This window comes from Streptomyces sp. V4I2, from assembly GCF_030817655.1.
GTDB classification, from domain to species: domain Bacteria; phylum Actinomycetota; class Actinomycetes; order Streptomycetales; family Streptomycetaceae; genus Streptomyces; species Streptomyces plumbiresistens.
The window spans coordinates 10,623,369-10,649,664 of the sequence record NZ_JAUSZM010000003.1; the positions used below are offsets into that span (position 1 = coordinate 10,623,369).

Annotated in this window: 10 protein-coding genes and 3 pseudogenes; 7 read left to right on the top strand and 6 right to left on the bottom strand. The window is 69.2% G+C overall.

All coding sequences use genetic code 11. From position 1 onward, the window contains the following. Positions 1-22: 22 nt before the first annotated feature. From QFZ76_RS49920 to QFZ76_RS49945, 6 genes and pseudogenes are all read left to right on the top strand, one after another. Positions 23-11,416, top strand: a pseudogene (locus tag QFZ76_RS49920) (SDR family NAD(P)-dependent oxidoreductase); the annotation flags it as partial. A gap of 723 nt (positions 11,417-12,139) precedes the next feature. Then, positions 12,140-13,717 (top strand): MFS transporter, encoded by a 1,578-nt coding sequence (locus tag QFZ76_RS49925; protein ID WP_307679872.1) that lies wholly within the window; start codon positions 12,140-12,142, stop codon positions 13,715-13,717. A 441-nt stretch (positions 13,718-14,158) separates the two neighbouring features. Continuing rightward, complete coding sequence (locus tag QFZ76_RS49930; RefSeq protein ID WP_307679873.1) at positions 14,159-16,186, top strand: AAA family ATPase; 2,028 nt, start codon at positions 14,159-14,161, stop codon at positions 16,184-16,186. 417 nt (positions 16,187-16,603) lie between these two features. Further along, positions 16,604-16,753, top strand: a complete 150-nt coding sequence (locus QFZ76_RS49935; protein WP_307679874.1) for a hypothetical protein — start codon at positions 16,604-16,606, stop codon at positions 16,751-16,753. Positions 16,754-17,449: 696 nt separating this feature from the next. Further along, the gene (locus tag QFZ76_RS49940; RefSeq protein ID WP_307679875.1) at positions 17,450-18,025 is read left to right on the top strand and encodes a LuxR C-terminal-related transcriptional regulator; all 576 of its coding nucleotides are present in this window, start codon (positions 17,450-17,452) and stop codon (positions 18,023-18,025) included. A gap of 87 nt (positions 18,026-18,112) precedes the next feature. Beyond that, positions 18,113-18,520 (top strand): hypothetical protein, encoded by a 408-nt coding sequence (locus QFZ76_RS49945; RefSeq protein WP_307679876.1) that lies wholly within the window; start codon positions 18,113-18,115, stop codon positions 18,518-18,520. Here the strand turns inward: QFZ76_RS49945 and QFZ76_RS49950 are convergent. From QFZ76_RS49950 to QFZ76_RS49965, 4 genes are all read right to left on the bottom strand, one after another. Next, positions 18,483-19,778 carry an RNA polymerase sigma factor gene (locus QFZ76_RS49950; RefSeq protein WP_307679877.1) on the bottom strand — a complete coding sequence of 432 codons (1,296 nt, stop codon included), beginning with the start codon at positions 19,776-19,778 and terminating at the stop codon, positions 18,483-18,485. The genes QFZ76_RS49945 and QFZ76_RS49950 overlap by 38 nt on opposite strands. Positions 19,779-19,802: 24 nt before the next feature. Next, positions 19,803-20,174: a YciI family protein gene (locus QFZ76_RS49955; protein ID WP_307679878.1), complete on the bottom strand. Its 372-nt coding sequence runs from the start codon at positions 20,172-20,174 to the stop codon at positions 19,803-19,805. A gap of 33 nt (positions 20,175-20,207) precedes the next feature. Then, positions 20,208-20,915 carry a DUF998 domain-containing protein gene (locus QFZ76_RS49960; protein ID WP_307679879.1) on the bottom strand — a complete coding sequence of 236 codons (708 nt, stop codon included), beginning with the start codon at positions 20,913-20,915 and terminating at the stop codon, positions 20,208-20,210. 397 nt (positions 20,916-21,312) lie between these two features. Continuing rightward, on the bottom strand, positions 21,313-22,446 hold the full coding sequence (locus tag QFZ76_RS49965) for an IS630 family transposase (RefSeq protein WP_307672181.1): 1,134 nt from the start codon (positions 22,444-22,446) through the stop codon (positions 21,313-21,315). A gap of 172 nt (positions 22,447-22,618) precedes the next feature. Here QFZ76_RS49965 and fxsT point away from each other — a divergent pair, with 172 nt between their 5' ends. Beyond that, the gene (gene fxsT, locus QFZ76_RS49970; RefSeq protein WP_307679880.1) at positions 22,619-25,441 is read left to right on the top strand and encodes an FxSxx-COOH system tetratricopeptide repeat protein; all 2,823 of its coding nucleotides are present in this window, start codon (positions 22,619-22,621) and stop codon (positions 25,439-25,441) included. A 108-nt stretch (positions 25,442-25,549) separates the two neighbouring features. Here the strand turns inward: fxsT and QFZ76_RS49975 are convergent. Beyond that, positions 25,550-25,942 (bottom strand): annotated as a pseudogene (locus tag QFZ76_RS49975) (transposase); the annotation flags it as partial. A 48-nt stretch (positions 25,943-25,990) separates the two neighbouring features. After that, positions 25,991-26,293, bottom strand: a pseudogene (locus QFZ76_RS49980) (integrase core domain-containing protein); the annotation flags it as partial. Positions 26,294-26,296 lie beyond the last annotated feature (3 nt).

The window sequence follows — 26,296 nt, forward strand, 5'->3', positions numbered from 1 at the left end:
GAAACTTCGCGACTACCTCAAGCGGGCAACGGTCGACCTGCGGGAGAGCCGTCAGCGTGTGCAGGACCTGGAGGAGCGCGCCCACGAGCCGATCGCGATCGTGGGCATGGCATGCCGGCTCCCGGGCGGTATCGCCTCCCCGGAGGACCTGTGGGACCTGCTGAGCGCCGAACGTGACGCGGTCGGTCCGTTCCCGGACGGCCGCGGCTGGGACCTGGAGAACCTGTATCACCCGGACCCCGACCACCTCGGGACCTCGTACACCCGCGAAGGCGGCTTCCTGTACGAGGCGGACCGGTTCGACGCCGAGTTCTTCGGCATCAGTCCCCGCGAGGCTGCGGCGATGGACCCCCAGCAGCGGTTGCTGCTGGAGACGGGTTGGGAGGCCTTCGAGCACGCGGGCATCGCCCCGACCACGCTGAGGGGCACCCGTACCGGGGTGTACATGGGCGTCATGTACGACGACTACGGCTCCCGGATCCCCCGTGCGCCCGAGGACTTCGAGGGCTACCTGCTGACCGGAAGCGCGGGCAGCGTCGCCTCGGGCCGTCTGGCCTACACCTTCGGCCTGGAAGGGCCGGCGGTGACGGTCGACACCGCGTGTTCGTCCTCACTCGTCGCCCTTCATCTCGCCGCTCAGTCGCTGCGCCAGGGTGAGTGCTCGATGGCGCTCGCCGGTGGAGTGACGGTGATGGCGACACCGGGCACGTTCGTGGAGTTCTCCCGACAGCGCGGGTTGTCGCCGGACGGGCGGTGCAAGGCGTTCTCGTCGTCGGCGGACGGCACGGGCTGGGCCGAGGGCGTGGGCGTGCTGGTGCTGGAGCGGCTGTCGGACGCGGAGCGCAGCGGGCATCGGGTGCTGGCGGTGATGCGCGGTTCCGCGGTGAACCAGGACGGTGCCAGCAGCCAGCTGACCGCGCCGAACGGGCCTGCGCAGGAGCGGGTGATTCGGGCCGCGTTGGCCGACGCGCGGCTGTCGGCGTCCGAGGTGGATGTCGTGGAGGCGCACGGTACGGGTACGCGGCTGGGTGATCCGATCGAGGCGCAGGCGCTGGTGTCCGCTTACGGCCAGGCCCGTGGCGACGACAACCCGTTGTGGTTGGGCTCGGTCAAGTCGAACATCGGTCACACGCAGGCCGCGGCGGGTGCCGCGGGCGTGATCAAGATGGTCATGGCGATGCGCAAGGGGGTCATGCCCTCGACTTTGCACGTGGACGAGCCCACCCCCGAAGTCGACTGGTCGGCGGGCACCGTGAGACTGCTGACGCAGGCTCAGCAGTGGCCGGAGCTTGATCGTCCGCGTCGGACGGGTGTGTCGTCCTTCGGGATCAGTGGCACCAACGCTCACGTGATCCTCGAAGAGGCACCGCGCGACCGTGCTGCCGATCCGGTGACCGGACCGAATGCCGCTGTGCAGCAGTCGGAGTCGCACCCGGCGACGCTGCCGGCACCGTGGTTGCTTTCGGCCAAGTCGGACACCGCGCTACGGGCACAGGCGAGCCGCCTGCTGGCCTGGCTCACCGACCACCCCGACGTGGATGACGCCGATGTCGCCGCCGTCCTAACCGCTGCGCGCGCTCAGCTGGGTCGGCGCGGCGCGGTGCTCGGCGCCGACCGGGCCGGTCTGCTCGCCGGCCTCACGGCCCTGGCCGCGGGTTCGGCATCCCCGCATGTGGTGTCAGGGGTCGCCATCACCGGTGAGACGGCCTTCCTGTTCACCGGTCAGGGCGCGCAACGTCTTGGTATGGGCGCTGGGCTGGCTGCCGCGTTCCCCGTGTTCGCCGCTGCCCTCGACGAAGTGTGCGCACAATTCGATGCCCTGCTGGGGGTGTCGCTGCGCGAGGTCATGTTCGGGGAGACCGGTGGTGCCGGGAACAGCGCCGGCAACACCGAACGCCTGGCCCTGCTCGACCGGACGGAGTTCACGCAGCCTGCGCTGTTCGCGTTCGAGGTGGCGCTGTATCGCCTCTTGGAGTCGTTCGGCGTGACCCCGGATGTGGTGGTCGGGCATTCGATCGGTGAGCTGGCCGCGGCCTACGTGGCCGAGGTGTGGTCGCTGGCCGACGCGTGTCGGCTCGTTGCCGCCCGTGGTCGACTGATGGGCGCGCTGCCGACCGACGGAGCGATGCTCGCCGCCGCGGTGTCGGAGGAGCGGGCGCTGGAACTGCTCTCGGCCAGCACGGTCTCGTTGGCGGCCGTGAATGCGCCTGCGGCGATGGTGTTCTCGGGCGAGACGGCGGCGATCGCCGCACTGCAGGACCTGCTGGCGGGCGAGGGGGTGAAGACGACCCGGCTGACGGTCAGTCACGCCTTCCATTCGGCGTTGATGGAGCCGATGCTCGCCGAGTACGAACAGGTCGCCGGATCGGTGGAGTACCGGGCACCGCGCATGGGTGTGTGCTCCACGGTGTCCGGTACGCCGGCCGGTCCCGAACTGCTGACGCCGCAGTACTGGGTGCGGCAGGTGCGCGAGGCCGTGCGGTTCGCCCCGGCGGTGCAGTCACTCGTCGACGCCGGCGCGCGCCGGTTCGTCGAGGTGGGTCCGGACGCGGTGCTGGCGGCGCTGACCCGTCAGACACTGACCGACGAGGTGGCGTCCCGCTCGCTGGTCGCGGCGGCGTCACGGCGTGGCGTCGACGAGGTCGACCAGTTCCTGCGGGTGCTCGCCGCGGCCCATTGCTCGGGCGTTGCCGTCGACTGGGCGCCGCTGTCACCGGCCAGGCCGGTCAGCCACCTCGACCTGCCTGTCTACGCTTTCCAGCACCGCCGTTACTGGGTGCAGCCCGACGACGATGCGCTCGGTGACATGGGCCGCGCCGGCCTCTCCGCGCTCGATCATCCGATGCTGCGCGTCGCCGCGCCGCTCGCCGGTCGTGACGAATGGCTCTTCAGCGGCAGGCTTTCCACCACCGACCAGCCGTGGATCGCCGACCACACGGCCTTCGGATCGATGCTGCTGCCCGGCACCGGGTTCGTGGATCTCGCGTTGGCCGCGGGTAGCCGCCTGGAGGTGCCCGTCGTGGACGAACTCGTCCTGGCGACGCCGCTGCTGTTCGACGGTGACGCTGCGGTGGACGTGCAGGTCTCGGTGGCCGAGCCCGACCACACCGGCCGTCGGGGCCTGTCGATCCACTCGCGTACCGTCACCGGCACCGCGCGGTCCGATACGGGCGAGCCGGACTGGACGCTGCACGCCACGGGCACCCTCGCCCCCGCCGACGGCATGACGCCGGCCTGGACCGATCCCGACTGGCCGCCGGCTGACGGCGCGCCGATCGACCAAACGCGCCTGTACGACCGGCTCGCCGACCTGGGATTCGGCTACGGTCCGAGCTTCCAGGGCGTGCGCGCCGCCTGGACCTGTGGTGACGACGTGTTCGCCGAGGTGACCCTGGAGGAGGCGACAGCCGGCCGGGCGGCGGGCTTCGGGGTGCATCCGGCGCTGCTGGACGCGACCTTCCACGCCGCCATCGATGTGCTCGCCGAGGACCTTCCCGACGGCAGGCTGCCGCTTCCGTTCTCCTTCGGCGGCGTCCGTGTGTTCCAACAGGGCGCCACCGCGGTCCGCGCCCGCATCATCCGTTCGGGTGCCGCGAAGGTGCGCATCGACGTCTGCGACGCCACCGGCGCCGCGGTGCTGTCGATCGACGCCGTGCTCGCCCGCCCCGCGGACGCGCGCGCTCTCGCCGGTGCCCGCAGCCCGCTCTACGCGATCGACTGGACGCCGGTGACGGCGCCTGCCGTGTCGGACCGGCAACTGGTCGCACTGGGGCGGCCCGTCGCGGGCTGCGCCGAGACGTACGAGGACGTCGCGGCGTTCGCGGCAGGCGGGGGCCACACAGGCGCGGCTGTCGTCTGGACGCCCGAAACGGCGGCTGCGGACGGTGACGACGTCCCCGCGACCATTCGCACCGCCGTGCACCACGCCCTCGCGGTGCTGCGCGACTGGCTCACCGAGCCGGGCTGCGCCGACTCGACGCTGATCGTGCTGACCCGCAACGCAGCAGGTCTGCCCGGCGAGACGCCGGACCCCGCGGCAGCGGCCGTCCGCGGTCTGGTACGCAGCGCGCAATCAGAGCATCCCGGGAGCATCGTGAACGTCGACCTCGACGACAACGACCCCGCGGACCTGCACCAGCGGATCGCTGCCGCGGTCGCCACGGACGAACCACAGCTCGCGATCCGCGACGGCGCCACGGTGGCGCCGCGGCTGATCCGTGCCAGCACCGTCGAACCGACCGGCGGTCCCTTCGGTGCGGGCACGGTCCTGATCACCGGCGGCGCGGGCGGACTGGGCGCCGTCACCGCACGCCACCTGGTCACCCGGCACGGGGTGCGCAGACTGCTGCTCGTCTCGCGCCGCGGCCTCGCCGCGCCGGGTGTCGAGAATCTGGTCACCGAACTGACCGCGCTGGGCGCCGACATACGCGTCGCCGCATGCGATGTCAGCGATCGCGCCGCGGTCGCGGCGCTGCTGGAATCCGTCCCGGCCCACGAACCGGTGACCGCTGTCGTGCACACCGCGGGCGTGGTCGACGACGGCACCATCGAAACGCTGACCGCCGAGCAGGTGGATCGGGTGCTCGCCCCGAAGGTCGATGCCGCCTGGCATCTGCACGAACTCACCCGCGACATGGACCTGTCGGCGTTCGTGCTGTTCTCCTCCGCCGGGCCGCTGCTCGGCGGGCAGGGCCAGGGCAACTACGCGGCCGCGAACGCGGCGATGGATGCGCTCGCCCAGGCGCGCCGCAGCGCCGGTCTGCCCGCGCATTCGCTGGCCTGGGGGCTGTGGAAGCGCGGCATGGCCGAGGCGTTGAACGACCCGGGCGCCGAACATCTGGTGCGTCAGATCCGCACGCGTCTTGGCTTGTCCCCGATCGAGCCGGACACCGGCATGCAGATGTTCGACGACGCGTTGGCCACCGGCGAACCGATACTGATGACCGCGCTGCTCGATGCACCCGCCCTCACCGCGCTGGGCCGGCTCGGCACGCTGCCCGCGGTGCTGCGCGGTCTGATCCATGTCCCCTCGCGCGGCCAGATCGCCGACAGCCCGTTGCGTCAGCGGTTGCTCGACGCACCCGCCGATCGGTGGGAGGCGCTGATCCGCGACGAGGTCCGCGCGATCGCCGCCGCGGTACTCGGCCACGAGTCGGCCGACGCCATCGACCCCGAAACACCGTTCACGGAGCTGGGCTTCGACTCGCTCGGCGGAGTCGAGTTCCGCAACAAGGTGACCGCCGCCACCGGTGTTCAGCTTCCGTCCACGCTGGTGTTCGACTATCCGACCAATGCCGCCGTCGCGGGCTTCCTGCGTACCCGGGTCGACGGTTCGGCGCCGACGCGGTCACGCCCCGCCTCGACCAGGGCCAAGGCCAGGGTTGACGAGCCGATCGCGATCGTCGGCATGAGCTGCCGGTATCCGGGCGGCGTCGAGAATCCCGACCAGCTCTGGGACCTGATCGCCGGGCGCGTCGACGCGATCACCCCGATCCCGGGCGACCGCGGCTGGGACGTCGACCACCTGTACGACACCGACCCCGGCAAACCCGGCAAGATCTACACCCGAGAAGGCGGGTTCCTTAAGGCCGCAGGTGATTTCGATGCCGCCTTCTTCGGCATCGGACCCCGTGAGGCAGCGGCGATGGACCCGCAGCAGCGGCTGATGCTCGAGGCGTCCTGGGAAGCGCTCGAAGACGCCGGCATCGATCCGACCTCACTGCGGGGCAGCGACACCGGGGTGTACGCGGGCGTCATGTACCAGGACTACGGCTACACGGCGCGCGAGGCCGCCGACGGTGCCGCGGACGGCTATCTGGCGACCGGATCGGGCGGCAGCGTCGTCTCCGGCCGGGTGTCCTACGCCCTCGGTCTGGAAGGACCCGCGGTGACAGTGGACACGGCATGTTCGTCGTCGCTGGTGGCCCTGCATCTGGCGGTGCAGGCACTGCGCGCGGGGGAGACGTCACTGGTCCTGGCCAGCGGGGTGACGGTCATGTCGACTCCGATGCTGTTCCAGGAGTTCTCCCGGCAACGGGCGCTGTCACCGGATGGGCGCTGCAAGGCGTTCTCGAGTGCCGCGGACGGTGTCTCGTGGGCGGAGGGCGTCGGTGTGCTCGCCCTTGAGCGGTTGTCCGACGCGCAGCGCAACGGGCGCCCGGTGCTGGCCGTGATCCGCGGCAGCGCCGTCAACCAGGACGGCGCGAGCAACGGCCTGACCGCACCGAACGGTCCGTCCCAGGAGCGGGTGATCGCGCAGGCACTGGTCAACGCAGGGGTGGCCGCGGCCGAGGTGGACGCGGTGGAGGCGCACGGCACCGGCACCACACTGGGTGACCCCATCGAGGCACAAGCGCTCATCAACGCCTACGGACAGGATCGCGCCGAGCCGCTGCGGATCGGGTCGTTGAAGTCGAACATCGGGCACGCGCAGGCGGCTGCCGGTGTCGGCGGTGTGATCAAGATGGTGCAGGCGCTGCGGCACGAGACGTTGCCGCCCACCTTGCATGTCGACGCACCGTCGCCGCACGTGGAGTGGTCGGCGGGCGCGGTCCGGCTCCTGACCGAGGCCGAGCCGTGGCCGGCCGGGGAGCGCCCGCGCCGGGCGGGAGTGTCGTCGTTCGGGATCAGCGGTACCAACGCGCACGTGATCCTCGAAGAGGCGCCCGCGGTCTTGCCGCGGCCGGTCGACCCACCGCGCCCGCAGGCCATTCCGCTGCTGCTGTCCGCGCGGACGCCTGCCGCACTGCGGACCCAGGCGAGCCGTCTGTACGACACGCTGAGCGAACGTCCGGAGCTCGACCTGACCGACGTCGCGGTGACGCTGGCCCTGCACCGCGCGCAGCTCGAGCAGCGCGCCGCCGTCGTGGGCTCGGACCGAAAGACGCTGCTGGCGGCCCTGGCGGCCCTGGCGCGCCTGGCAGCCGACGAGCCGGGACCGGGCATCGCCGACGGCGCCGGCCGGACAGGCACGACAGCGTTCCTGTTCACCGGTCAGGGCGCACAGCGGATCGGGATGGGCGCTGGGCTGTACCGGGCGTTCCCGGTTTTCGCGGCCGCGCTCGACGAGGTGTGCGCGCAATTCGACGCACACCTGGGGCGTTCGCTGCGGGATGTGATGTTCGGCGCGGCTGACGAGACTCTGCTGGACCGCACCGAGTACACCCAGCCCGCGTTGTTCGCGTTCGAGGTGGCGATGTATCGCCTCGTCGAGTCGTTGGGCGTGACGCCGGATGCGGTGGCCGGGCATTCGATCGGCGAGCTCGCCGCGGCGTACGTGGCCGGTGTGTGGTCGCTGTCGGACGCGTGCACACTCGTTGCGGCCCGGGGCCGGTTGATGGGGGCGCTGCCGACAGGCGGGAGCATGCTGGCCGCCGCGTTGCCGGAGGGGCGGGCCGTGGAGCTGCTGGCGGCGGTCAACGCCGACCCGGCGGCCGCAGCCGTCTCGTTGGCCGCGGTGAACGCTCCCGACGCGGTGGTCTTCTCCGGAACCGCCGAGGCGGTCTCGGCGCTCGAATCGACCTTGGTGGCCGAGGGCGTCAAGACCAGCAGGTTGCGGGTGAGCCACGCGTTCCACTCCGCCCTGATGGATCCGATGCTGACCGAGTTCGCGCAGATCGCCGCGGGCCTGACCTATCACGAGCCACGCATACCTTTGTGCTCCACGGTCACCGGCGCATTCGCCGACGAGTCGGTGGGAACGCCCGAGTATTGGGTACGGCAGGTGCGCGAGGCGGTGCGCTTCGCCCCGGCGGTGCGGACACTGCTCGATTCGGGCGTGGGCCTGTTCGTCGAACTGGGCCCGGACGCGGTGCTGACGACCATGACCCGAGCCACTGTGGCGACAGACCCCGCGGCGCGCGCATCGGTAATCGCGGGCTCCCGTCGCACAGTCGCCGAACCCGAGCAGTTGGTCGCCGCCCTGGCCACCTCGCACTGCGCGGGCCGGCCGGTGCGGTGGGCGGCCTACTTCGGAGCTCGACAGCAGGCACGGATCACCTTGCCCACCTATCCCTTCCAGCACGAACGATTCTGGCTGCTGCCCGCGGAGGCCGCCGCGCCGCTCGCCGGTGCCGACTCCGCCGGCCATCCGCTGCTGCACGCCCAGGTGCAGCTCGCAGGGAAGGACGAGTGGCTGTTCACCGGCAGGCTCTCACTGCGCACGCACACCTGGCTCGCCGACCACGCTGTCCTCGGCACGGTCGTGATGCCAGGTACCGGATTCGTGGAACTGGCTCTGGCCGCCGGCGCCCGGCTCGGCGTGCCACGCCTGGCGGAACTGGTGCTCGCGGCGCCGCTGATCCTCCCGGCCGATGGCACCGCGGACATCCAGCTCGCCGTGGGCGAACCCGACGCCGCTGGGCACCGGAGCGTGGCCATCCACGCCCGCGCCGCCGACGCCTGGGTGTTGCATGCCCGTGGCCTGCTCACGCCCGCCGCGCCGACCGCGGCGCCGGACTGGTCCCAGGTGTGGCCGCCGGTCGCGGGCGATCCGGTCGACGGACAGCAGATGTACCGCGCGCTCGGCGACCTCGGCTTCGGGCACGGCCCGGTGTTCCAGGGTGTTCGCGCCGCCTGGTCGCGTGGGGAGGAAGTCTTCGCCGACCTGGCGCTCGACACCGACACCGCGGCGCGCGCCACCGCCTTCGGGCTGCATCCGGCACTGCTGGACGCGGTGTTCCACGCCGCTGTCGGCCCTCTCGTCGAGGGCGGGCCCGACGGCCGGGTGCCGCTGCCTTTCGCCTTCGACGGTGTCCAGCTGGCGCAGTCCGGCGTGGGTGTCCTGCGCGCCCGCATCGCCCGCGTCGCACCGGACACCTTGCGCGTGGAAGCGGTCGACGCGACCGGTGCCCTCGTGCTGAGCATGGAGTCGGTGCGGTCCCGCCCGATCGAGCCTCAGGTGCTGGCCCAGCTGCGCGGCGCGGCACCGCTGTTCGACCTCGAGTGGGTGGCCGTGCCTGCCGCCTCCAAGGCGGACACCGGGCGCATCATCGTGCTCGGCGACCCGGCGATCGTCGAGGCCCCTGAGCCCCCGAAAAGCTGTGCCGACCTCGCGGAACTCGCTGTGCTGCAGGATGTCCCCGACACGGTGGTCTGGCCGGCGCCCCGCGGAACCGGTGCCGGCGCGGCGGACATCCACGCCGGCGTGTTGACGACGCTCGCACTGTTGCAGGGCTGGATAGGCGCCGGTCAGCGCGGCCGGCTCGTGATCGTGACGCGCACGGCCGCCGGGCTGCCCGGCGAGGAACCCGATCTGGTCGGAGCCGCCGTGGCGGGCCTGGTGCGCAGCGCACAGGCCGAGCACCCGGGCCGGATCCTGCTCATCGACCACGACAGCGACGCCCTGCCGATCGAGTCGCTCGCCGACGCCGTGGCCCTGGACGAGCCGCACCTGGCCGTTCGCAACGGTCGGCTCCTGGCGCCGCGACTGCGGTCCCTGCCCGCCAGCGAACCGGGCGCGCCACTGTCGTTCGACCAGGGCACCGTGCTGATCACCGGCGGCACCGGCGGCATCGGCGCGATCGTCGCTCGGCATCTGGTCACGGCGCACGGCGCACGACGGCTGCTGCTGGTATCGCGGCGCGGTGCCGCCGCGGACGGCGCCGCCGAACTGACCGCCGAGCTGACCGACCACGGCGCCCACGTCCAGGTCGTTGGGTGCGACGTCACCGAACGCACCGCGGTTCAGGCCTTGCTGGCCGATATCGACGCCGACGCCCCGCTGACCGCCGTCATCCATGCGGCGGGTGTCCTGGACGACGGCACGCTCGACACCCTGACCGTCGAGCAGACGACACGGGTGCTGGCACCGAAAGTCGATGCGGCACTGCACCTGCACGAGCTGACCCGCGACCTGGATCTGTCGGCGTTCGTGCTGTTCTCGTCCGCGGCGCCGTTGCTCGGCGGACAAGGACAGGGCAACTACGCCGCCGCGAACAGCGTGCTGGACGCGCTGGCCCGCCGGCGGCGCAGCGCGGGCCTGCCCGCGCACTCACTGGCCTGGGGACTGTGGACCGTCGGCATGGCAGATGCACTCAGTGGGGACGGTGCCGAGCAGTACGCCCGCCAGATCCGGGCCAGGCTCGGCCTGATTCCGATCGACCCGGATTCCGGGATGGCGCTGTTCGACAACGCACTCGCGACCGATCGGGCGACGCCGACGACGGCACTGCTGGACACGGCGGCGCTCACCGACCTGGCGCGCGGCGGCACACTGCCCGCGGTGCTGCGCGGCATGATCCGGGTTCCCCAGACCACCGCGCGTGCCGGTGTCAGTCTTGCGCGGCAGCTGGCCGCACTGCCCGACGCCGACCGCGGCGCTGTGATCCTGCGTGAGGTGCGCAACGTCGCCGCGGCGGTCCTGGGCCACCTGTCCGGCGACGCGATCGACCCGAACGTGCCGTTCGTCGAGCTCGGTTTCGACTCCCTCGGTGCTGTCGAATTCCGGAACCGGCTGGTACAGCTGGTCGGGATGACGTTGCCGTCGACGCTGGTCTTCGACCATCCGACCGCCGCCGATGTGGCGAAACTGGTGCGCTCGCAGATCGAGGATTCCGACACCGGCGTGGTCGAGCAGGCACCGGCCGGTGTGCGCGGCACGATCACCGACCTGGTCTCGGCGGCCCATCGCCGCGGTGAACTGGCAGGGGCGATGCCCCTGCTGACCGCGAGTTCGGCTCTGATGACCATGTACTCCGCCGACGAGGCCGCCGCACAGCGTCCGGCTGCGCAGCTCCTGGCGCGTGGCGATGCGGCACCGGCTCTGGTCTGCATCCCCTCGTTCCTTGTGGGATCGGGTCCCCACCAGTTCGCTCGCCTTGCCCGTGAACTGGGCGGCGAGCGGCGGGTCAGCGCGTTGCGGCTGCCCGGCACGCGCGCGGGCGACGACCTGCCGGCGACGTGGACGGCGGCGATCGAGAGCCTGGCCGCGACCGTCGCATCGGAACTCGAGCGAGGCCCGGTGGCGCTCATCGGCTATTCGGCCGGTGGTGCGATCGCCCATGCGGTCGCTCGGCGGATCGAGGACGACGGTGGCAAGCTCGCGGGCGTCGCGATGATCGACACCTACTCCCCGGAAGACCTCGAACTCAACCGCCACGTGCTCACCGACGCGCTGGGGCAGATTCTGTCCCGGGACAACGCACTGACCCCCGTCGACGACCACGGCCTGGTTGCCATGGGTGGCTATGTGCGGATCTATCCCGATCGCGAGACCAAGCCGATCGTCGCACCGACGCTGAATCTGCGGGCCACCATGACGCTGAGCAGCGTCGGAGGCGTCGACCCCGTCCCCGACTGGCAACACCGCGGACCGATCGAGCACATCGAGGCAGATCACTTCTCGATCATCGAGGACCAGGCGGCAGCAACAGCCGCGCACCTGCGGCGCTGGCTCGGTTCACTCAGCGGCCATTGATCTGCGAACCGCCAGATTCGACCAAGGGGGATACCTGACAGCTCTGGACAAGCCCGGCCGCCCGCGCGGCGTGCTCGGGCTCGTTCACCTGCACTGAGTATGCGACGACGTTCACGCGGTCGCCGCTACTTGGCGCATTGGCCCGGTGTCGGCGGTCGGGTAATTCCCACGATCTGCGTGATCGGCGTCAGCCCATTCCCCAGGCCTGTGGTCACGACTTGCGAACCGGTCACCTTCCCCATGGGCCTGCCGGTGCCCGGCTTGAGGGTCGTGGCCTCTCGGAGCCGTCGAGGTCCCTCGACGGCTCCGAGTGCTGTTTCGGTCAACTACGGCTGTCCGCGGCGTCTGTTGTGCCGGACACGTCGAGGACCGGGGCGGACAGGTGGCCGGCGTCGATCGGCGAGCGATCACCTCCGCTGGCCTGGGCACCGAGCCGGGGTCGCGGGACGCGGTGCGACAGCTCATCGAAGGCAGAACATCCGCTCAATTGCAACCACCGTCGGAGGTGAAATCCTCCGACTCGGAAATCCGCGAGAGGCACAAAACTATTCGGTCTGCAAATCCGGCGGAGGCACAAAATTGTTCAGTCTGCAAACCCGCCGGAGGCATATAGTTCGCCCTGTTGCAACAGTGTCGGTGAGAAACTCCGAGCTTGACAGTGTTGTGGAACCTTCTTATAGTCGCGTCGTTCAAGTTTCCGCCGATCGATATTCGAAGGTGGTCATGACCGCGCCTCCGACGCTGCCGAAATCCAGGCAGCGGTTAATTCTTGCCGTTCTCATGGTGTGTTCGCTGCTGATTTGGCTGGACAACACCGTTCTCAGTATCACCCTGGAGACCCTTGCCGACCCGGTCCGTGGACTGGGTGCCAGCCCGGCCGAGCTGCAATGGGCCACAGGCGCATACACCCTGGTCTTCGCGACCTTGATGTTCACCGCTGGCGCGATGGGCGACAGCTTCGGCCACCGGAATGTGCTCGCAATCGGCCTGGTGATCTTTGCCGGGGCCTCGATCTGGGCGGCGTACGCAGGTGATGCGGGGCAGCTGATTGCCGCCCGGGCCGCGATGGGAGTCGGCGCCGCACTGATCATGCCTGCCAACTTCGCCATCCTGTTGTGGACCTTCACCGGCCCCGGGCGGGCAACAGCAATCGCCATTTCCTCCACATCCACCGGTGTCGGAATGGCGGCAGGTCCGGTATTGGCGGGACTCCTGCTCGGCCATTTCTGGTGGGGTTCGGTCTTTCTCGTCAACGTCCCGATCATCGTGGTGGCATTGGCCGGCATCATCTTCTTGGTGCCCAATTTCCGCAGCCCCACCGTGCGACCGGTGGACCCGGCCGGGATCTTGCTGTCGATCAGCGGACTCGCGGCGTTGACCTACGGCCTGATTCGCGCGGGCCAGGTGGACGACTGGAGTCGTTGGGACGTCGCGGCGCCGACCGCGGTCGGCCTCCTCCTGCTGGTCGCTTTCGTGCTCGTCGAACTCAAAACCAAGGAACCAAGCTTCGATCCACGGCTGCTAGCGCAGCGGATGTTCGGCGGTGGCAACGCGTCCATGGCGCTGCTGTTCTTCTCCGTGGCTGCCATCACTTTCTACAACGCGTTCTATATGCAGGGCGCGTTGGGCTACTCGCCGATGAAGGCCGGCCTGGCCAATGTTCCGACCGCGGTCGGCGCTGTCGTCGGCGCGCCCCTGGGCGCACGTCTGGTCAGCCGATGGTCACTGCGCCCTGTCGCCGTGCCGGCGCTCACTGTGGCGGCGTTCACCATGGGAGCGGTCGGCTTTCTCGATCTGCACACCCCGCTCGTCTGGATCGAGATCCTGTTGCTGGCGCAGGGCCTTTCCGTCGGCATGGTGATGGCCCCGGTGACCGGAGCACTGATCAGCAGCCTGCCGCTGGAACGCTCCGGTGCCGGGTCGGCCGTCACCAACACGGCGCGGCAGGTCGGCAGCGTGATCGGGATTGCGGTGGGCGGCACGATCATGTCGATCGCGTATCGAGGTGCGATCGAACCCTCGCTGGGCGATGTCCCGGAGGCGTTGCAGGACAGCGCCCGCGTTTCCGCGGAACAGGCCCGTCACGTCGCCGCCACCATCCACCAGCCCACTCTTGCGCAGGCTGCCGATCACGCGTTCATCCACGCGATGCACGTCGGCGCGTTCTGGATCATGCTCATCACGCTCGTCGCAGCCGCCGTGCTGCTGGTCTCCCTGCCTGCTGCCGGAAAGAAGAAGGATCCGACACCGGAGACGGACCACGAAGAGGCCCGCAGCGCCGAGCCTCACTCCACCGCGTGAGGGACTGTCCCCGGACGGGACTCGGACGGCCGCCGACGTGAAGACGCTGCCGATCGCGTGCCGCCGGACTTCGCGGCGGCGAACGGGGTGAGACTTCGCCGATTCGATGCCCAATTCAATCCCCGGGTGGACCGGTCGAGGGTCTGACCCATTCTCTGCTCGTCTCCTCGGCCGGGTCACCGGACGAGGCGACCGGATGCCCTCTGGCAGTCAGCTCGACAAAGCACCGGTCGCCTCGCCGGAAATTCCCCCTTTTCCCGAGCGCGGCAGAACATAGGCGGCATCCCAGGGACGCTGCCGTCCGTTGGCTCGGCAACGCTCGGCAGCAGCGGAAAACTTCACCACATAAATCCGGCTCGAATCGAAGGAAGCCCCCTGTTGTCGAGAATAAATGATCCCGCTGATCCCGCTGCGCGTGCGATTAAGTCTGAGCAGGATTACGTGTCCTCCTTGTATGAGCTGCTCACCGAGCGGCTTTCCGAGGCGCGAGCAAATCGAGCGGATGTGTTGAAGGCTCCGGCGGACAGCGCCGGTGAGGCATACGAGAGAGAAAACACCGCCGAGCGTCTGGCCAAGGAAATCGGCCGAATGGAGGGCGCCGAAAAGGGACTGGTCTTCGGGCGCATCGACTGGACGGACGGTATGGCCCTGCGCATCGGGCGGATCGGACTGCACACGGAAGAGGACGACCTGCCACTGCTCGTGGACTGGCGCGCAAACGCGGCGCGACCCTTCTACGAGGCGACACCGGTCCACCCGATGGGCCTGCGCCGACGCAGGCACCTGCGCCTGGAGGAACGCACGGTCGTCTCGGTGAGCGACGAACTGCTGGACGGGACCACCCCGACCGACGACGACGTCGTGGGGGACGGCCCGCTGACCGAGGCTCTGTCGGCACGGCGCACGGGCAGGATGCACGCGGCCGTCGCGACGCTGCAAGCCGAGCAGGACGAGATCGTCCGCTCCGCCCACCGCGGGGTGACCGTGGTGCAGGGCGGGCCCGGCACCGGCAAGACGGTGGTCGCCCTGCACCGGGCGGCCTACGTCCTGTACGCGTTCCCGCGCGCCGCGGAAGAGGGCGTCCTGGTGGTGGGCCCGAACGCCCGCTTCCTCGACTACATCTCCCAGGTCCTTCCCTCGCTCGGAGAGAACGACGTCGTCCTGGCCACCTGCCGGGAACTGGCCGGAGTATCGACGGACACGGTAGGCCCGTTTGACACGGCACGTCTCAAGGGCAGGTCCGACCTCGCCGACGCCCTGGCCGGACTGCTGCGCATCCACCAAGCCCCCGCCGGCGACTTCACCGTGCGGGTCGGACAGGAACTGGTTCACCTCTCCAGCGAGGAAGTAGCCACGGCACGCGATGCCGCCTTGGCAGCCGTATCGGGGCACAACCCCGCGCGCCAGGTGTTCAAAGAGCTCATGGTCGACGCCGTCACCGACACGATGCAACGAGACATGGGCGACCTTCTGGAGCAGATCGACGCCGATGCCGAAGCGATGACGGGCCTGAACCTCGACCGGTTCACGGGAGTCGCCCAGCGCCGTGCCGAGGGTGCGGCCGGCCCGGGGCTGGCCCACGAGCTGGACCTGGACGCCCTCCGAGCCGATCTCCTCGACGACGCCGACGTCGACCGAGCGGTCGAGGCGTTGTGGCCGCGGCTGGTACCCAGTGACCTCGTCAAGGCGCTCCTGACGGACGCCTGCGCTCTCACCGAGCACCTGCCCCGCCTGACCGCGCAGGGGCGGTCCCTTCTGCTGCGCGGTCCGGACGACCCGTGGACCGATGCCGACGTTCCGCTGCTGGACGAGGCGGCGAACCTGGTCGACGGCCCCCCTGAGCGGACGTACGGGCACGTCGTCGTCGACGAGGCGCAGGAACTGACCGCCATGCAGTGGCGGATGATCGTCCGCCGCTGCCCGGCAAGGGCGATGACGCTGGTGGGCGACTTCGCCCAGGCAGGCCCGGTCGCGACAGCACGCGACTGGAAGGAAGCACTGAGCCCTCACGTCGGACCGCGGTTCAAACTGCACAACCTGACCGTCAGTTACCGCACCACGCAGGAGATCCTGGAAAGCGTCCGGGACCTGCTCACGCGGATCGCTCCGGACCAGAAGCCCACACGGTCACTGCGAAGCGGCGAGAGCCCTCGCACCGTGACCACACCTCCCGACGGATTGGTCACCGCCGTCGTCCAGGAACTCCGCGCCCAGAGCAGCGCGCACCCGGGCGAGCTTGTGGGAGTGATCTGCGCGGACACCAGGGTGAGTGAGCTGACGGCCAAGGGCGGCGCTCACCACGCACGCATCGTGCCGGCGTCCGAAGCACGCGGCCTGGAATTCGACGGGGTCGTCGTCATGAACCCCGAGGAAATCATCACGGCCCGCCCCGGTGGGGAAAGGGACTTGTACGTAGCCCTGACCCGGGCCACCAAGCGCCTGTGCACCATCACCGTCCAGCCCGCCTGACAACTCGGCCGCCCGCGTCGTCCCCGCGGGCGCACCCGGCATCACGCGGTCTGGTCCGAGCGTCGAGACGTTCAGATCCGCTTCGCGCAGCAGGGTGAAGTCGACGTTGAGCTTCGGGTCGTACAAGTCGGGTTCGATGCCGAGTGCGTGCGTGCTGTACTCGCCGCCCGGACACCCCGGGGATGTGTTTGGCCCCTCTACAGGCCCATGCTGGTGCACTTGGCTAAGGTGGTGAGCACGTAGCGGCCGAACGGGTCGTCAAGTTTCGGGTCGTTGCCCGAGGGCGGACCGAAGCGTCGCCCTGCTTCAACCGGTTGTACTGCGCCATGCCGTTGCTGTCGCGTTCGGCCAGCAGCCCCGCCCGCTGGACAGCGCCCATGTTCCAGCCCAGCGGCCACCAACTTCTCCAGCGCGATATTGATCCAGGCAGGCCGGGTCTTCGCCGCGGCCTCCTTACGGATCGTCGCCTCCGTGGCCTGCCGGGTCCGGGCCTGCTGGTACTTCGTCCCCGACCCGTCGGCGAACCTCCGTACGCTGCCGATCGGCGGTACGGCCCGTCGCGTGTGACAGGAGTGTGCCCTCCGGAAGCTCGACCGTACGGCGCACGAAGTCGACCACCATCTCCGGATACTCGTCCGGCTTCGGAAACCGTCCCGTCCGCCGATTCGGACTTCAGCGCCAACAGCAACCCGGGCTGATGACCGGCGGAGTTTATCCGCTCGGCGGCCCGCGCGCATGCCGCCGGACAGACACGACAGGCCACCGTGGCGCAGCACGTCCAGGTCGTCGATGCTGTCCGCCCCAGCCACCATCCCGGTTCACCCCTCGGCCAACCGGATCGTCGGGATGAACCCGGCATACGCGAACAGGTCGGGTTCATGAACGCGGCAAACAGTTCCGCGGTTCTGTGCGAAATTTTTACTTGATATTTTTCTTTAGAGATGCCTTGTCGATCGAGCGTGGTGGCTAGTGCGGGGTGGACATTGCCCGTCACTCCGTGCCATGCTCAACTATCAGGGAGTGAACCTTCCGGATTGCAACGTGAGGAAATGGGGGACTACTGATATGGATAGCGTGAGGAACAGGTTTACTTGGCAACCGGTTTCGAGCGGTAAGAATCACGAGAACCATAGCAGTCGGATAGATGACTTGGTGCCTGACATATCTGGCGGACGTGCTTCCCTGCAGGCTGGACGATCCCTGTTACAGCCTGGGATAGCACTGATAATCGAAGACGATATTCGTCGATACAGTATCGAGGGAATGCTTCGTTCGCTCGACATCCAGTTGACAGTTCAATCCGTCACGGATATCGAAGATCCCTCGATATTCTGCGGCGGCTGGCTGATCATTTCAGACAGCAATGCGTTGGGGTCTATACCTGGCGAGATCGCTGAAAAGCTGCGCATCCAGCAAACGCATGTACTGATCCTGATGGATTCAGCAGACGTTGTTGAGCAATGCTGGGCCGATCATGCAAACGGTTTCCTGGACTGGGCAGATCTCTGCCCCGAGTCCCTGCGCGAAGCGATCGTCGACGTGAAGGCCGGACGATTTCATGTGTCGGCGATCCTGGCGCGACGGTCCGTGACGGCATCCGACCAGGACGGTGATGACACCACCTCGAAGCGCGCGTCGATGATTTCACTGACGGCACGTGAACACCAGGTGCTGCGCCTGATTGCCGAGGGGCTAAGTAACCGACAAGTCGCTCGATCGCTGAGTATCTCTGAACATGGAGTTAAGCGCACGGTCGGCATCATTTTGGCCAAGCTCAACTGCCCAAATCGGACTCTTGCGGTTGTTCGGGCCATAGAGTCGGGGCTCCTCGTTATGTGAGGTGTCGACCGATTGGCGAGGTTCTGTCCGTCGGCACGGCTAGTCCACAGGCCCCGCCCGGCGCCGCCACGGCGACGGCGGTGAAGGGTGGAAACTGTCCGGAACGCCTGCCCGGAGATCGCTTCGGCCTGTGCCCTCGCGCGGGACTTCACGGACATGCTCCGCCATCGCCGCGGTCACCTGCTCCGGGACTGGATCCAGAAGGCCGAGCTGGGCGGCCCGGACGCCATCGGCATCTTCGCCGACTCCATACGCCAGGGCCTCCAGGCCGTCACCGCCTGCCTCACCCTGTCCTACAGCTCCGGCATCGTCGAAGGCCACGTCAACAGTTCCGTACGCCGACACCTGGGGATGTCGCGGAGATGGCCGGCTGCATGGTCCGCGGCTGACACCGACCCAGCGGCGAGTACCACGGCGAGTGGGAGCAGGCGCCGACGGGACGCGAAGCGATTGCTGCCTATTCAGGCTGCCGGCCGGGGGCGGCTGCTCTCTTGAGGTACAGGATTCGTTCAGCCTGGTTCTGTGTGAGCTCTGCGGCCCGCGCGAACTCGGTACGCGCCTCGTCCTGTCGGCCCATCAGGGTCAGCAACTCTCCGCGTACGGCCGGGAGTTGCGGATAGTTCCGGAATGCCCGCTCCTCGGTCAGCTCGTCGACGAGCCTCAGCCCGCGATCCGGGCCGTCCGCCATGCCCACCGCGACGGCCCGGTTGAGCAGGATCACGGGAGTCGGCTGGAGGTAGGCCAGCACCTCGTATAAAGCGGCGATGCGCGGCCAGTCGGTCTCTTCCGCGGAGGGGCTTCGGGCATGGCAGGCGGCGATCTCGGCCTGCAGCGTGCAGGGGCCGCCGCCCAGAGACTCGGCACGGTCGAGGGCCTCGAGACCACGGCGAATGAGGAGCCGGTCCCACCGTCGGCGGTCCTGGTCCCGGAGGAGTACCGGCTGTCCGGCGGCGTCGGTGCGCGCCGACAGGCGGGAGGCGTGCAGCTCCATGAGAGCCACCAGACCGTGCACCTCTGCCGCGTTCGGGAGCAGGGACGCGAGGATGCGTCCGAGGCGTAGCGCCTCCTGGCACAGCTCGGGGCGTGTCCAGCTCTCACCGCCTGTCGCGGAATAGCCCTCGTTGAAGATCAGGTAGATGACCCCCAGGACCGAGGAAAGCCGATCGGTCATGTCATCCGGCGTGGGCATCTCGAACCGGACGCCGGCGTCGGCCAGCGCGCGTTTGGCCCGCACGATGCGTTGTGCGGCGGTGGGCTCCGGGATCAGGAAGGCCCTCGCGATCTCTCCGGTGGTCAGTCCTCCCAGCAGTCGGAGGGTCAGCGCCGCCTGCGCCTCGGCGGACAGCACCGGATGCGCCGCGGTGAACATCAGGCGGAGCAGATCGTCGCCGATGTGGTCATCCAGTGCGGCGTCCAGGTCTGCCTGTGCGGATTCCTGCTGGATCTCGGCATCGCGGCCCAGCAGGTTGAGCTTGGTCCTGTACCGCTCCTGGCGCCGCAGCAGGTCGATCGCGCGATGCTTCGCGGTCGCCATCAGCCACGGGCCGGGATCGTCGGGTATGCCGGTTCTCGGCCATTGTTCGAGCGCGACCACCAGGGCGTCCTGAGCCAGTTCCTCGGCCAGGCCGACATCGCGTACGAGCCTGGCGAGTCCCGCGATCAGCCGGGCCGACTCGATGCGCCAGACCGCTTCCACGGCCCGACGGGTCGCGCGGAAGGAGTCCTCGGGATCGGTTGGACCGGCGGCTGCCATGCCGCCGATCCAACCATCCCCACGCTAGGCGGGCGAGGCGAAGTCCTCGGGTCCCATCACCTTCAGGATCTCAGCATCTCCTTCCCAGCCCGGCCACAGGTCCCGGTGCAGCTGCATGAACCGCGACGTCCACTCCACGACTTCCTCCTTGGTGCGTACCTCGTAGAGCGCGTAGCTGATGATCTCCTTCGCCTCGGCGAACGGGCCGTCGGTCACGGCCAGCTTCCCTTGCGACAGGCTGACGCGGGAGCCTGTCGCGCTCGGGGCCAGGCCTGCGGTGTCGAGCAGGCTGCCGGCGTTGGTCGCGTCCTCGCCGAGCTTCATGATCGCGGCCATCAGCTCGGGCGGGGGCGGGGTGGTGGGTCGGGCTGCCTTGAGCAGCGCCAGGTATCGCATGTTCGGACCTCTCTCGTGGGTGGGAGCTATGAGCTATGCGGCCGATGGGCGTGTGGCGGCGCCGTAGAAGTGAATCGAGATCAGCGACAGCCACGCCCAGGCCAGCAGGATCGCCGCGGTGAACGTCAGGTTCGCCCAGACGCGTCCGCCGCTGGCGGCCAGCGCCAGGAGGGCCACCAGGAACACGACCGCCGTGGTACGCGAGGACATCGCCCATCCCCGCCGGTCAGCGTCTACAAAGCGACGTGCCAGTACGAAGCACGCCGCGACGAGGCCGATGAAGCCGATGCCTGCCGACACGAAATGCAGCATGCTGTGCCAACTGGTGGAGGTGCCCTCCTCGGGCGTACCCGGGGGAAAGCCCTGCGCCGGATCTGCGCGGAAGACCCCGGCTCCCACCATGCTCAACCCATAGACCGACAACAGCCGGTGAGCCCAGCTGCGGCCTCTGCCCTGGGCGAGCACGCGACGCAGGCCATCGGCACCGGCGATGACCAGCAAGCCGGTCGCGATCAGGTTGGTCATTTGGATCCAGCTCAGGCTGCCGTTGGCGAGCAGGCTCCAGGCGTGTCGTGTCAGGTCGAAGCCCTCCCGGGCCCCCGCCTGGGCCAGCGATATCACGACGTAGAACGGCCCGGCGATGACGCCACAGGACAGCAGGCCCTTCTCCGTCCGCGTGGCCGGGATGCGGACGCGGGTTGCGGCCTTCGCGGCCGTTGTCGCCGTATTCGTCAGGGACATTGTCCCTATTCCCTTCGAACCCGAGGGCCAGCGTTCCAGCCCTTCCTACTGGAGCTCGAACGGGAAGCGGAGGATTCGACATCGCCCACCAAGATTTTTTGAGCCGCGTCGACGTAACCCAGTCCCTGCGCCCGCGGGCGCTCATCGAGCTTGAGGCCGACGGAACGCGGGCCAGGAAGGCGAGCGCGGTCTCCGTAACCGTCAGGCCATGACCGACCCGCAGTCGCACGACAGTCGGATCGGATACCTTCGGGCGGCCGCCCCCGGGCAACACCGGCCGCTGGCCCGCCACGCCGGGCAGACCAAGCTGCCCGGGCCTGTTGATGTCGCAGGTTGGGGCGGGTAGTGCGTGCCGACTGCGTTCGGCACAGCCCCCCGGACTCTATCTAGTGCCGCGTCAGGCAACGTTCGCCCTGTCGACGACGGCGCGTAGGCGCTGGTCGTCGGCGTGGTGGTTTCGCCAGATGATGTAGCGGCGGATCATGCTGCCCTGTTCCTTGTGGGTGGCGTGGTCGGTGCCGTCGAGGGTGAAGTAGCGCAGGGCGGTGAACTGGGCTTCGATGCGGTTGAGCCAGGAGCTGTTGGTCGGGGTGTAGGCGATTTCGACGTTGTTCGCGGCCGCCCAGGTGCCGACCCGCTGGCATTTCTTCGTGGTCAGGTGCGGGGAGAAGTTGTCACAGACGATCGCGATGCGGACGTCGACCGGGTAGAGGGTGCGCAGGTAGCGGCAGAACTCCAGGAACTGCGTCCGCCTCTTGATCGGCTTGATGTGGCCGTAGAGCTTGTCTTTGGCCAGGTCCAGGGCGGCGAACAGGTGCCGTACTCCGCCGTAGCGGTTGTAGGTGGCCCGGCGTCTGCGGCGGGGGTCGCGGTCGGGGTCCTTGTGCCTGCCGCCGCGCTCGGCCCACTGCCGGCCGGGGTGGGGCATCAGGTTGAGCGGACCGAACTCGTCCATGCAGAAGACCACTTCGGGCTCGTCGTCCTCGGGTATCACCTCGCCGTCGGCGATCGCGTAGAGGTGCTCGACGCGGGCCTTCTTGGCGGCGTAGTCCGGGTCTCGGGAGGTCTTCCAGGTCTTCAGGCGTTGAAAGGAGACGCCTTCCTCGCGGAGCAGGATGCGCAGGCCCTCGTGGCTGATGTCGTCGACCACCCCCTCGGCGACCAGGAAGTCCGCCAGCTTGGTCAGGCTCCAGGTGGAAAACGGCAGGTCGTGCTCGGTGGGCTTGGACTTGGCGATCTTCTTGATCTCGCGGCGCTCGGGCAGCGTGAAGGTCTTCGGCCGGCCGCCCTTGTACTTGGGGTAGAGGGAGTCGAAGCCATCGGTGTTGAAGTTGTGGATCACATCGCGGACCCGGTCGTCGCTGGTGAACGACACTTCGGCGATCCTCGCCACGGGCATGCCCTGCGCGGACAGCAGGATCATCTGGGCCCGCCGCCAGGTCACCACCGACCCGGTGCCTCTGCGGATGATCCGCAGCAGCCGCCGGCCCTCGTCGTCATCGATCTCCCGAACCTGTACTCGTTCTGCCACGAGGACAGCATGGCGTGTCCGCGCCGCCCGGACCGACACCCGGACGGCGCGTCACAACAGGGCGAACGATGCCTGATGCGGCACTAGGCATGTGCGCAAACCGGAACCCGGCCGGGGTGTACACCTCTACCCTGTGTGAGCTGGTGGTGTATGGCTGGTTGCGGGGGACGGCATGGGCGGCGGCGAAGCGTCTGAGGGTGCGTGGTTTGTCAGTCATGCGGGGGCGGATCGGGCGTGGGCGGAGTGGGTGGCCTGGCAGCTCCTCGACGCCGGCCTCCAGGTCGAGTTGGATTACTGGGACTGGGGCGCGGGCGACAACTTCATCGTCAAGATGAACGCATCGCTGGAACGCGGACGGTTTTTGGCGTTGTTCTCCCCGGCCTATTTCGAACCGGACCGGTTCACCACCCCGGAGTGGACCGCGGTCATGGCGATGCGGGAGAAGATCACCCCTGTCCGTGTTGCCGACACTGTCACCCCGGCGATCCTGCGCCCCCTGATCACCCGCGACCTGTTCGACAGGGACGAGGACGCCGCCCGTCAGGTTCTGCTGCAGGCCGTCAACGGCCCTTCCCGCCCCACCATACCGCCGGCCTTCCCCGGGGCTGGGGCGCTGCGGCAGTTGGGCGGGAGCGGGCCGCGTCTGCCTGGGTCGCTGCCGCGGGTGTGGAACCTGCCCAACCGCAACCCCTCGTTCACCGGCCGCGACAGCCTCCTGGTCGAACTCCGCCAGACACTCGCCGCTCGTGGCCGCGTAGCAGTCCAGGCCCTGCACGGGCGGGGCGGGGTGGGCAAGACCCAGCTCGCTACCGAGTACGCGCACCGTTTCGCCGGCGAGTACGAACTCGCCTGGTGGATCCCCTCCGAGGACCCCGCCCTGATCCCCGACCAGCTTGCCCAGCTCGCCACCCGCATCGGCGCCGTACCCCCCGGCACACCTCCCGCCGACGCCGTCGACGCACTGCTGGGGGAGCTGCGCACTCGCTCGCGCTGGCTGCTGGTCTTCGACAACATCGAAGACCCCACGGCCCTCACCCCCTACCTGCCGGGCGGCAGCGGGCATGTGCTGATCACTTCCCGCAACCCCAACTGGCGCGCTCACGCCATCCCGCTGAATGTCGATGTCTTCACCCGCGCCGAATCGCGCGGCCTGCTCCACGCCCACGGCGCCGTCCTGGAGGAGGCCGACGCCGACCACCTCGCCCGCACTCTCGACGACCTGCCTCTGGCCCTCGCCCAGGCCGCTGCTCTCCTCAATGACGGTCTGTCCGCCGCCGACCTGACCGCCGAGCTGGCCAAGAGCACGGCCGCGGTCCTGGCCGAAGGCTGCCCACCCGGCTACCCCGTCTCTCTGGCCGCGCAAGTCCGCCTCACCACCACCCGCCTGCAAGGCGACAGCCCAGGCGCCACCGCCTTGCTGCTCGCTCTGGCCCTGCTGGCTCCCGAGCCCTTCCCCGTGACCGCCTGCGCTGGCCGCCTCCCCGACCAGGCACCCACATTCCTCACCGATGCCCTGGCCACCCGTATGACCGCCCGCGCCACCCTGCACGCCGTCACCCGGCATAGCCTGGCCCGCGCCCAGGACGGCACCCTCCAGCTCCACCGACTCACCCAGACCGTCCTCGCCGACCAGCTCACCCCCGACCAGCACCAGCAAGCCGGACGGGATGCCGAAGCCCTTTTGACCGCGGCTGATCCAGGAGACGTCGGCGATCCCTCGACGTGGCCGGCCTGGCGGGTGCTCCTGCCCCACCTCCTCACGGTGGACCCGGCCCACATCAGCTCCCAGGCGGGACAGAACCTGGTCCGTAACGCCTGCTGGTACCTGATGGACCGGGCCCAGGCCCACCCCGCTAGGGACCGCCTCCAGCAGCTCTTCGACACCTGGTCGCGGCAATTGGGCCCCGACCACGAGGGCACCCTGTGGACCGCCCACTACCTCGCCCGCGCCCACGACGACACCCAGGACCACGAACGGGCACGCGCCCTGGACGAGGACACCCTCCAACGCCGCCGTCTCCTCCTGGGCGAGGACCACCCCGACACCCTGCACAGCGCTTCCAGCCTGGCCGTCGATCTGGCGGCTGTGGGGCAGGTGGAGGAGGCTCGCGCTCTGGCGGAGGACACTCTGGCCCGCCGTCGGCGGGTCCTGGGCGAGGACCACCCCGAAACCCTGCTCACTGCCTCCAACCTGGCCATCCGGCTGGCGGATGTGGGGCAGGTGGAGGAGGCTCGCGCTCTGGCGGAGGACACCCTCCAACGCCGCCGCCACCTCCTGGGCGACGACCACCCCGAAACCCTGACCACCGCCTCCAACCTGGCCATCCGGCTGGCGGCTGTGGGGCAGACGGAGCAGGCGAGGGCCCTGGCGGAGGACGCTCTGGCCCGCCGCCGCCACCTCCTGGGCGACGACCACCCCGACACCCTGGCAACCGCCCACAACCTGGCCATCTGGCTCGCGGATGCGGGGCAGACGGAACAGGCGCGCGCCCTGGGCGAGGACACGTTGGCCCGGCGGCGGCGGGTGCTGGGTGAGGACCACCCCGACACCCTGGCAACCGCCTACAACCTGGCCATCAATTTGGTGGCTGTGGGGCAGCATGAGGAGGCGCGCGCCCTGGGTGAGGACACGTTGGCCCGGCGGCGGCGGGTGCTGGGTGAGGACCACCCCGAAACCCTGCTCACTGCCTCCAACTTGGCGATCCGGCTGGCTGCGCTGGGGCGGCTGGAGGAGGCGCATGCCCTGGGTGAGGACACGTTGGCCCGGCAGCGGCGGGTGCTGGGTGAGGACCATCCCGACACCCTGACCACCGCACACAACCAGGCGATGGATCTGGCGGATGTGGGGTGGCTGGAGGAGGCGCGCGCCCTGGGTGAGGAGACTCTTGCTCGGCGGCGGCGGGTGCTGGGTGAGGACCATCCCGACACCCTGACCACTGCCGGATTCCTGGAGGAGTTGGATGCGGAGCGAGAGAATCCTGGCTTGGGGGAGTGATCTGCCAGAGTCGCGGCTCCAACCAGCGCATGGCGAGCGCGATTGATCCGTTGCACCGCGTCTTTGCCACTCCTGGGGATGTCGCGGAGATGGCCGGCCGTATGGGGCTCATCGCAGTAGAGGGTGTAGTCGGGGTCTGAAGCCGCCGGTTTCAAGCGGGCTGCGCGTGATGTAGTTGGTCAGGTTGCGGAAGCCGAGGGCGGTGCCGCGCAGGTGTTCGAGTCGGCCGTTGACGGCCTCGGTCGGGCCGTTGGACGTGCCGGGTCGGGCGAAGTAGGCCAGCACGTCAGCGGCGCGCTGTTTCAGTGTTCTGCCGAGTCGACTCAGTTCGGGCATTCCGGCCGGGACGCCGTGGCTGATCGTCTATATGACGGCGGCGAGTTCGGTCTTGCCGGTAGCGGACACGATGCGCTGGTAGGCACCCCAGGTCGCCTCGACCGCGGCGTGCTGATCGACAGTGAATACGCTGGTGAGTCGGGCGTGTTGGCGGTCGGTGAGCAAGGCTGACACCGGTGCGCAGGGGCCTTCACCCGGAATCTTGGACACGGGCTATGCGGCTTGGGCCAGCGTAGTTGATGTTGCGCCCAGTGCTGTCTCGTAGACGATCGGGCTGCGTTGCCCGAGGCGGGAGTGATGGCGTCGGGTGTTGTAGCGGTTGAGCCAGCGGAACGCGTCGAGGCGAGCCTCGCGTTCGCCGGTCCAGGTCTTGCGGCCCTGAAGCGTCTCGCGTTTGAGCGTCGCGTTGAAGGACTCGGCAAGCGCGTTGTCCGCGCTGGAGCCGATCGCGCTCATGGACTGGCGGACGCCGGCCTGGCAGCAGGCGTCGGCGAAGGCCCGGCTGGTGTACTGGGCGAG